The organism is Nostoc sp. (assembly GCF_036916985.1).
GTDB lineage: Bacteria > Cyanobacteriota > Cyanobacteriia > Cyanobacteriales > Nostocaceae > Nostoc.
In genome coordinates, this window is record NZ_JBALFD010000002.1 from 1 (window position 1) to 9,713 (window position 9,713).

General features: G+C 41.5%; 11 protein-coding genes. 5 read left to right on the forward strand and 6 right to left on the reverse strand.

The genetic code is table 11. From position 1 onward, the window contains the following. Positions 1-300 precede the first annotated feature (300 nt). From V7L07_RS00180 to V7L07_RS00190, 3 genes are all read left to right on the forward strand, one after another. Positions 301-561 (forward strand): DUF7219 family protein, encoded by a 261-nt coding sequence (locus V7L07_RS00180; protein ID WP_334775496.1) that lies wholly within the window; start codon positions 301-303, stop codon positions 559-561. 350 nt (positions 562-911) lie between these two features. Then, positions 912-3,308 (forward strand): eCIS core domain-containing protein, encoded by a 2,397-nt coding sequence (locus V7L07_RS00185; RefSeq protein WP_335053940.1) that lies wholly within the window; start codon positions 912-914, stop codon positions 3,306-3,308. A gap of 226 nt (positions 3,309-3,534) precedes the next feature. Next, on the forward strand, positions 3,535-3,672 hold the full coding sequence (locus V7L07_RS00190) for a hypothetical protein (RefSeq protein WP_335053942.1): 138 nt from the start codon (positions 3,535-3,537) through the stop codon (positions 3,670-3,672). 534 nt (positions 3,673-4,206) lie between these two features. Here V7L07_RS00190 and V7L07_RS00195 read toward each other — a convergent pair. The 3 genes from V7L07_RS00195 to V7L07_RS00205 form a co-directional block, all read right to left on the reverse strand. Then, positions 4,207-4,857 carry an RNA ligase family protein gene (locus V7L07_RS00195; RefSeq protein WP_335053944.1) on the reverse strand — a complete coding sequence of 217 codons (651 nt, stop codon included), beginning with the start codon at positions 4,855-4,857 and terminating at the stop codon, positions 4,207-4,209. A 15-nt stretch (positions 4,858-4,872) separates the two neighbouring features. Beyond that, positions 4,873-5,001 (reverse strand): hypothetical protein, encoded by a 129-nt coding sequence (locus V7L07_RS00200; protein ID WP_335053946.1) that lies wholly within the window; start codon positions 4,999-5,001, stop codon positions 4,873-4,875. 90 nt (positions 5,002-5,091) lie between these two features. Next, on the reverse strand, positions 5,092-5,265 hold the full coding sequence (locus tag V7L07_RS00205; RefSeq protein WP_335053948.1) for a hypothetical protein: 174 nt from the start codon (positions 5,263-5,265) through the stop codon (positions 5,092-5,094). Positions 5,266-5,432: 167 nt separating this feature from the next. Here V7L07_RS00205 and V7L07_RS00210 point away from each other — a divergent pair, with 167 nt between their 5' ends. Continuing rightward, on the forward strand, positions 5,433-6,437 hold the full coding sequence (locus tag V7L07_RS00210) for a methyltransferase (RefSeq protein WP_335053950.1): 1,005 nt from the start codon (positions 5,433-5,435) through the stop codon (positions 6,435-6,437). Between the two features lie 68 nt (positions 6,438-6,505). Here the strand turns inward: V7L07_RS00210 and V7L07_RS00215 are convergent, their stop codons facing one another. Together V7L07_RS00215 and V7L07_RS00220 are read right to left on the reverse strand one after the other, a co-directional pair. Continuing rightward, entirely contained in the window at positions 6,506-7,300 is a 795-nt protein-coding gene (locus tag V7L07_RS00215) for a class I SAM-dependent methyltransferase (RefSeq protein ID WP_335053952.1), read from the reverse strand. A 134-nt stretch (positions 7,301-7,434) separates the two neighbouring features. Further along, complete coding sequence (locus V7L07_RS00220; protein ID WP_335053954.1) at positions 7,435-7,563, reverse strand: hypothetical protein; 129 nt, start codon at positions 7,561-7,563, stop codon at positions 7,435-7,437. A 149-nt stretch (positions 7,564-7,712) separates the two neighbouring features. Here V7L07_RS00220 and V7L07_RS00225 point away from each other — a divergent pair, with 149 nt between their 5' ends. After that, positions 7,713-8,162: a DUF1648 domain-containing protein gene (locus V7L07_RS00225; RefSeq protein WP_335053956.1), complete on the forward strand. Its 450-nt coding sequence runs from the start codon at positions 7,713-7,715 to the stop codon at positions 8,160-8,162. A 659-nt stretch (positions 8,163-8,821) separates the two neighbouring features. Here V7L07_RS00225 and V7L07_RS00230 read toward each other — a convergent pair. Continuing rightward, positions 8,822-9,451, reverse strand: coding sequence for a hypothetical protein (locus V7L07_RS00230; RefSeq protein WP_335053958.1), 630 nt, complete (start codon positions 9,449-9,451; stop codon positions 8,822-8,824). Positions 9,452-9,713 lie beyond the last annotated feature (262 nt).

Sequence of the window (9,713 nt, forward strand, 5' to 3'; positions counted from 1 at the left end):
TTGGTTTGTTGATTACTGGTTTGAGTATGACAGGCTTATTTCGTCAACACTCAAATTCACAAACCAAAGCATAGTTTTGAGTTTCAAAACGTGATACCAAACTGGTGGTAGACTTTCAGTAAAAAGAATCTCTTCCCCTCAATTTATTTATATTTATGGAGATTATCTTTTTACTTCTTAATCATTTCGTCTCTGTCCTTCAAACCAATGGCTCGACGAATACTTTTGCCTACTTGCATAAATTTGAAATTAATGCTGATAACTACATACAATACAAACTTGATTGAGACAAGTGAACTAATGGACGAGCCTAATCAGTCAGACAAAAACAAATTTCTTTACCCTCACAGTCGCTACTACGGTCAAGTTAAGCCGGATAACCTAGTATTTAATGCCAATCTCCAAGAATTCACACAAAAAGTTGGCTATATTACCTGTTTACAAAGCAATGGTAAGCTTGCCCCAGAAGATGCTTACAACCAGATTAAAGCACTTTGGAAACAGTTGAAGCGCAGTAAAAAAGAACTCTTGATTGGTAACGTGCAACCAGAGCAGCCCTAAAATTACTCCTTGGAAATGCGTTCAGAAGTACGATTGATTATGGGCTGTGGTTGCAAAAGAATGAATTGACAAAAACTGATATGCTGTATAAAGGCTGGAGAAAACTAAGATACTTTGTTTTGGGTCAAAACTAAAATAGCTCACAAGTCTCTGTTTAATAGAGTTTAATAGAGGTAAAAAACAGTTTTGAAATCCCGTTAGGACTCAATTTTGTGGCTGTTTTGATCCAGTGGTTGGTTTTTGGCATTTTGTAACCTTAAGCACCTAGATTTTTACTCAAAATATTTGAGATTTTCCTGACATCAGTGAAAGATATCAGGTTGACTGCAAATCATGAACTTGTAAAAACAATGCACAAAACAAAATCGCCAAAGAGTCATTCACCTACTTATTCCACTTCCCTTTTCCCAAACTCGTATCTTCAATTAGCCTATAGACCGTTTGGTAGCCAACTCCAAAAATCATCCGTTGCACCCAAGACACAAACAGAGGTAGAGAATGTTGCTTTTGCACAGCAGCATCAGGAGGCAACTGGACTTTCCATACAAGCGAAATCTAGCACGATTACGCCCGAAGGACAGGAGCGCCTAACTATATTAAAAGCCCAGATGGACGGATTATTGAATTCTCGACTGTCACACGCAACCCGATTTGGTCATAATATTGCCAATATTCCACTGAGGCGACCAGATACACCAACACCTATTCAGACAAAGCTGACAATTGGCGAGCCTGGGGATAAGTATCAGCAAGAGGCTGATGAAACAGCACGTCAAGTAGTGCAACGGATTCATCAATTACAGGGCGAAAAAGTTCAGCGTGAGTCCTTCATCGAAGATGAAGAATTACAAATGAAGCCGATGGTGCAGCATGTGGCAGACAGTGGTACGGCTGCTATATCGAATTTAGAAACGTCAATACAACAGGAACGGGGGAGCGGACAACCACTGGCTGATAGGATCAAGTCACCGATGGAGCAGGCATTTGGGGCTGATTTCAGTGGGGTGAAGGTTCATACAGATACTCAGGCAGACCAATTGAATCAGTCGATTCAGGCAAAAGCGTTTACCACGGGGCAGGATGTGTTCTTTCGGCAGGGGGCATATCAGCCGGGGAGTCGAGATGGACAGGAGTTGTTGGCGCATGAGTTGACTCATGTAGTGCAGCAGAATGGGGGAGCGGTGCAGCGATCGCCTCAACCGCAGGGACAGTTACCGCAGCACCCAGTCACGGAAACCCCATCGGTGTTGGTGGGCGATGGTGAGATCGAAGAAAGAGGGGAAATGACAGGGAATAGCCAAGTATTATTGAGTATGAAATCAGTTAGTTTGGCTATTGATGCGGCTGCTATATGTCAAAACTCAACCCAAAATGTAGTTCAACGCCAAGTATTCAAGAGTCGGAAAACGAGTAAATACTATTCGGATCGCGACGAGAGCAGGCAGTTCGACTCCAAAGCAGAGGCAGAGGAATACGACAGGTTACTGAGCAATGACGAGAAGCAAAAAAGAACCGATCAGGAGGAACAAAAGAAAGCAGAACGTATCAAGAAGCGAAGGCTGGAATTAGAGGAACAATATAAGGATTATACACCTCCTCTACAAAGCAAAAAAGCGAGGTTGTATAAAGAAAATGATAAAAAATATGATGATATAGGTGTCACGTTGTTAACTCGAGACAATGTGAAACAATTTATGGAAAAGCAATTTGCAGATCGACGAGCAGGTCAATTCCAGACTCAGGTTATCGAGCTTGGTGGTCACTATCATGTCATAGCACCTGGAACGGATATAGGGTTAACCCCTGCGCTGCTACGACCGGACATTAACGAAACACCTAAAGAACTTACCCCTTTATCACGGCAAGGGAATGCGAAGACTTATAATGCTTTATCGCAAGGTCTTGATGAAATAGTTAAGAATAACACCACAGATGAGCGAAATCTCAAAGAGACACGTCAACGCATAGGAAAAGACATCATGAGAATAACTAGAAGCAACCCAGTGGAGGGATCAATAAAATATACAAAGGAAGAATTAGAAATATTGAACGAAGTTGCAGCAGTTCTAAGATTAGACAAGGGTAGGGTACCCAAGGCGACCAAATATATAACGAATACAATCACAGGAGGAGAATATAGCTTTACTGATCTATTAGGTTCACCGAAGAAGTATGTGGGAGCGGGGAAAGGAGGTGTAGAGAATCTGCGTGGAAAGACAGTAGAAAATGGATATGAATCAGAGGGTTCAGATATCGAGATGGGAGGGTCGAAAGAGGAGATAGAAACCGGAAACAAAAAAGCGGATGGAGAAGATTATCATCCTACAGCAGAACTGAACCAGCAATTACAGGAATTGAACTTGGGACTAAATTGGGTAACACCTGATGGGTTCTGCATTTTTAATTCATTGGGAGCAGCCACAAATCAAACTGGCGTGGAGATTCAGCAGAGAATACTTGCAGCAATAGACAACAACACGAATGACATACAAAATTGGATCACTACCACCTACGGAGGCGGAGGATTTGAGACAGTAGCGAATGCTCGTCAAACTGTAATGAACATCACAAACTTTTGGAGGTCTCCGAGGGCTGATATAGTTTTGCCTCTAGTAGCGGAGGTGTTACAGCAGGGTTTTACAGTTGTACAAGATAATCAACCTGCACAAGACATCAGAGGTGGCGGGCAGGTATTAGTCCGAGTCAGGAATCCCAATGAACACTATCATGCAACCCGCCCCAGATAGTGCGATCACCATTGAACTCTGGGAAGTGCGATTACGGATCTTGTCGGGTGTGTTAATGAAATGTAATGCACCATTCATAGACTGATTTCCGGTGCGTTAGCGTTAGCGTAAAATTATTACGAACACATCATTCGCAATGAGGCAGCATTATACAAAATTCGCGAATACGTGGCGACAAATCCAATATTTTGGAATATAGATCAATTACATCCCATAATCCTTCAAAATGATACCGTCATCTGATGTAGGGGCGCAAGGCTTTGCGCCCCTACATCAGATGCGCCGCCACACCATTATCATTTGCCCGAACAATTTCCGCGAGATGCGATCGCTACTTGTCCCCACATCAAACTTCCCACGCTAAATGCTAAATTTTATTTAGCCACCTAGCAGGAGTTTTCATTTTCTTATGTGGTTCTGGTCTGCCGATTCAGTAGAACAAGAATTATTTGATTTGTACGCTCCAGCCCTACAGTCGCTCGGCATAAATTTTAATGATGAGCAACTCCAAGACACTCTATTTCTTTTCCCTTTTCCCCCGCCCCTTATCGCTAGAGGGGACCCCACCTTCTCTTTTTCCCCTTAACCGAAAGGTATTGGATGTACATGGAGTCCTTCAATAAGAAGTACCCAAATAGCAAAATCAATCAAACTTGATGAAGCAATGTGGATATGTCCTGTTGTTGTAACATTATTTAAAATTGCCATTGTTGTTTAGCAGGTGTGGAAAAAATTAAGGGATAGCTTTAGCTATCCCTGTAATTTATATTAGTCGCATTGTACAGTTAGAGGTTTTCTTAAGGAATATCGGTGAATACCTGAGAGAGCAATACTGTAAGCTTCTCCTGAAACTGTAACTCGTTCTTGAAATCCATTAGAAAGTAGTGAGTGCAAGACCTTATTCCCAATATGACTGCCAATCATCTGGAAAAAATTGCTGTAATTTTTTCTGATAAGAATAAGTCTTAATTTTTACCATCCAGAGGCTATTAAGATTTTTCCCTCCTTTACAGATTACTCCTTCGTTTACATCATATTTACCTTCACGAACATCATGAATAAATTTGCCAGTTAGCTTACCGCTATAAACAACACGCGCAATATTAAAGCTACTGAAATCTTGAAGAAATTGTTCGGGATGAATAATATATCTATCGTTTTGCACATCAAAAAGAATTAGTTGCTTTGGCTCGTCCTGCTTATGCATTCCTGCAAATGAGTTCGTACCAAAAAACTCAGTAAATACAGTAATTTCTGGATATTGATAGTTTTGATTTTCTCGAAATACTCCTTCTAAAGCATTAGCAAACTCTCTATTAAAAATATCAGGAGCTTCTTCTAAGCCTGGATGTGCAGCATTGAATTGTTTAATCCCCTGCTCATCCAAATCAAAGCGATCTCGACGAGTACCAAACGCATACCAGCCAAGTTCAAAATTCCAAACCCAATGTAAGTTGCTTCCATCATATTTTTCAAAAGCTATGCAGCGTTCCCAAGGGCAGTTTTTGCTATCTGGGATTTTCGGATAAACTAACTGTACTCGTACCATTTTTAGATGAATTTTCTATTTAATATCTTCTTTGGAGCAGGCATCACTAAACAAGGGTATAACCTTAGATGCGCTAGGACAGTTACGCTGTAATCCTACCACCAGTAATGTTGGCACACCCGTATCGTGGTATCTGTCAGTCATGGCATTGTGTCCACTCCGCAGCAGTATGATTTGGTAGTGGAAAAGATGAACATTCTACTGTAGCGTAGGCGTAGCCCGTCGTAGACATAGCTATTCATCCCAATCCACCAACACCCCATCCAAAACTGCAATCCCCCACTGCGGAAACTTCACCAGCAATTTCTTGATCACAATCTGCAAAGCAGGGTCATCATTCCAGCACTCTTGCAAAAAGTCAAACCCCGGATTCTGAAGAGAATTCGCTGCGACTTTCAATTTCTGCATACACTCAGGTCGTACATTTGACCTAGCTACAATTGCCTCATGTGACCATTTTTCAGCACTGGGGACAGGCGCGGTATCATGTCATAATGGCGATCGCCTTAGAATGGCACCCACTTATTTGAGAGGCGATCACTGATTATATTTCGTCATTGAGAAAGCTTTATTATATGTCAACACCCTCACCTGGACTATTCTTCAATACAGTTAACGCTTACCAACGCAGCGCGGCAATTAAAGCCGCAGTTGAATTGAATCTTTTTACTGCCATCAGTCAAGGAATTGAGTCAAGTCAATCATTGGCACAAAAGTGTCAAACCTCTGAACGAGGTATGCGAATATTGTGCGATTATTTGGTGATTATCGGCTTTATGACAAAGGAAGCTGAAGGCTATAGGCTCACTTCAGATTCAGCGATGTTTTTGGATCGACAAAGCAAATTTTATATGGGAGATGCAATTGAATTTTTACTATCTCCAATGATAACTAACGGTTTCAATGACCTGACTGCTGCTGTCCTCAAGGGAGGAACTGCCGTATCGTCCCAAGGAACTTTATCGCCAGAACATCCAGTATGGGTGCAATTTGCAAAAGCTATGTCACCAATGATGGCAAATCCCGCACAATTAATCGCTCAGTTGGTGAATGAGAATAAAATAGAGCCTCTGAAAGTGTTAGATATTTCAGCAAGTCATGGCTTGTTTGGTATTGCAATTGCCCAACATAACCCGAATGCCGAAATTTTTGGTGTTGATTGGGCATCTGTTTTAGAGGTTGCTAAAGAAAATGCCAGGATAAAAGGAGTAGGTTCGCGCTACCATACAATTGTCGGTAGCGCTTTTGAAGTAGATTACAGCAATGACTACGATCTAGTTTTACTGCCTAACTTCTTACATCATTTTGATGTAGCAACATGTGAACAGCTACTGAGAAAGATCAAGGCTTCGCTGGTTGTTGATGGAAGAGTTCTCGTTTTTGAGTTTATTCCTAACTCTGATCGCATTACGCCACCTGATGCTGCTGCTTTCAGCTTAGTCATGCTAGCAACAACCCCTAGTGGCGATGCCTATACATTTGCAGAGTACGAAAGTATGTTTAGCAATGCTGGTTTTTCCCATTGCCAACTTCATTCACTCTCGCCTACTGAACAGCAAGTAATAGTTGCATATAGATGAATTTATAGCGAAATCAGGTTAAAAAGTTTGGCGTTGCTGATTCCATGTATAAAAATGAGCCGAAACTGCTATATTTTACGAGCAACAACGTAGTAAATTAACTCCTCATGCCATACACCTTGCTCGGTTTCTAGTGCAGCAATCTCTTCATCATAGCTGGCTTTGATCTGGCAAATTTTTTGGGGTGTTAATTCCCGTAACGGATTATCGATATGTAGCCAAAATTGCCCATTCCATCTACTTTGTACTTTTTCTAAGCTCAGGTAAGTCCCCATCTGTCGAGGATGAATTTCAATTTGGTCAAACTTGGCTTGAGTTAATAGGTGTTGAATTCGCTCTGGTGTTCCCAATGGTTCGTGCAGATTTGGCAGTGTAATTCCATTTTTTGCACAAGCTTCTACAATCGACAATGCTAAATATGAATCTTCAGACGAACAGGTAAATGCAATGAATCCGCCAAACTTGAGACAACGATACCAATTCTCTAGGATTTTGGGAATGTTAGGAAAAAGCACGATGGCATAAGAACAATAGATCGCATCAAACTTGTCTGCTTCAGGTTGATATGCTTCTGCATCAACTTCAATTAGCGTAACATTGGATAAGTTTTCGGCTTGAATTTTCTGTTGAGCAATCTTGAGTAGTTCTGTTGCGATATCAATTCCAATTACACAACCACTTGGGCCTACTTTTTGAGCAGATGTGATTGCAATATTTCCTGTTCCTGTCGCCACATCTAAGACGGATTGCCCAGGGCTTGGAGTTACATAGTCAAAAAGTGCAATTGCACGATTGAGGGTGACATCGTTATCATAATTGGTTCTGCCATTGTAAAAATTGATGATTTCCTGCTTATATGTCATAAATAGCAACAATTTAGGATTACAAATGGCCAAATAAGCTGAAAGTGCTAAATTTTCATCCTCTGCTTACTTTAACCTTAAACTGTCCGCGCATCTGAATTGACTTGTTTAGCTTGTAATTGACATAACACACTTTACTCATCACACTTTACCAGAACCTCATCCGCCGTCACCAATCCCCACTGCGGATACTTCGCCAGTAACTTCTTGATCACAATCTGCTTTCGCAGGGTCATCATTCCAGCACGAGAGCAAGAAGTCAAAACCCGGATTCTCCCCTGAATTCGCCGCAACTTTAAGCGTAAAACCCCCGAATTATATTATTCGGGCGATATAAGCGAATAAGCTAAATTTATTTGACATTATTTATGCTAGACCTGATATTGTTATTACTGGACTCGATTCGGCACAGATGCTAAACTTGAGCGCACTGGTAGGACTTGTGGGATTATTCGGCATCGCTATTCACGCTTGGTCAACATTACCGGATACTATACCTGTCCACTTTAGATTTGATGGACAAGCCGATGCTTGGGGGAGCAAAAAAGTTCTGTGGTTGTTACCAATTGTCGCTTTAGCAATTTATGGACTTTTAACATTTATTAGTCATTATCCCCATACATTTAATTATCCAGTTGTAATTACTGAAGAAAACGCTTTAAGGCAGTATCAAATTGCTTGCTCAATGTTGGATTGGTTAAAAAGCGAGATGGTTTGGATATTTGTTTACATCGAATGGCAAATATTCCATTTAGCGACTACAGAAAATCCCAATTTAGGGGTATGGTTTATGCCTGTAACATCAATAATTATATTTGCGACAATTGGATATTGGTTGAGTCAATCTTTTTTGGCACGTTAACGCCATACAAAATAGCCATTTTCTTAACAACTTCAAAAAACACATAACTCAGATAGAAGAAAAAGCAGCCTAGCGTTGGTAGGGGGGGACGAGTGCTGTGTAATATGGTAGTATTTGAAGTGCGATCGCCGCTATTGTAAATCACCTACGTTGCAGAAAATTTGCGCTCTGGTCGAGGCGAGATATCATGGTAGAAATAGCCGAGAAGAAAGATTTTTGTTAGATATTATTAGTCTCGGCATTTTTTTGTGAATTTTTTGCTGATTCTCAATCAATCGTTGCGTAGGCGTAGCCCGCCGCAGGCATCGCCTTCTTGTATGCCCAGTTGAGCAAATTCATATATAGCAAACTTTTTGCACTTTCTTATCCGTCTAACTCACGTTATTTTAGTAACAAAAATTACTAATTTTTTCTCTTTACTCCCCCTGTTCATTGGACGATGATCTCACTTTTTCGCATTGCTCCCGCCACTGCGTTGGGAGTGGGAACGAGTGCTGGAATATGCCAGTAGTTAAGAGCGTAGGCGTAGCCCGTCGCAGACATCGCTAATCATTCCACTTAATCCTAGAGTGGTAAAACTTGCTAGAGTAGATTTTTCATGATTGAAATAGGCGTAAATAGGTAAACCAAAATTTTCAATAATAACGAATTTACTACGTTTAAGTTTTTGCTCTAGCTAGTTTTGCCACGCTAGACTTAATCAACACCCCATCAACACAAGCAATTCCCCACTGCGGATACTTCACCAGCAGCTTCTTGATCACAATCTGCTTTCGCAGGGTCATCATTCCAGCATTCCTGCAAAAAGTCAAAGCCTGGATTCTGCCCCGAATTCGCCGCAACGCGTGAGTTTCTGCATCCGCTCCGGTCGCACATTTGACAAAAGCAACAATCGCCTCATGCGACCATTTTTCAGCACTGGGGGCATCTGCGGCGAAACAATCACCTTCATGAACTGCTTTGACTTCATCACAAGAAATTGAGTTTTCAACCTTCAACTCAGCAGAGGGGCGACTCGGTTCTATTTTCTGATCTGCGATCGCTGAAGTTAAAGATTTTTCAACTTGGGCAGGCGGCGCGGCGGAACAAGTGCCAACTCTTAGAGACGCTGCGCGAACAGAACAGTCTCTCACTTCCTCACCAAAGTCCTGCTTTTCAGCCAACAACGGAGCGGATTGACTTGGTGCAGCATCCACAAGCGCTAGAGTCGTGCAGTCATTCGCCGTAGGCGAGTCTTCCTCCAACTCTTCTACGCCTTGAACAGACAAGTCTTGCTTGAAAATGAACAACCCGCTTTCGGAGATAATTTCCTTTGCTCCCGATCAAACTGCTGTAGCCCAAAGACCATGAAAAAATGCGGGTTTACGAAATTATCGACAAGCAACTCTTAGAGAGTTGTCTATCTGTTATTATCAGTTCTGTTCGAGTCAGACAGAAATTATTCTTGGAGATCAACAATGGGCAAGAAATATGATGTTTATGGTGTCGGTAATGCTTTAGTAGATATAGAATACGAAGTATCAAGAGAGTTACTACAAGAGTTAAAGATTG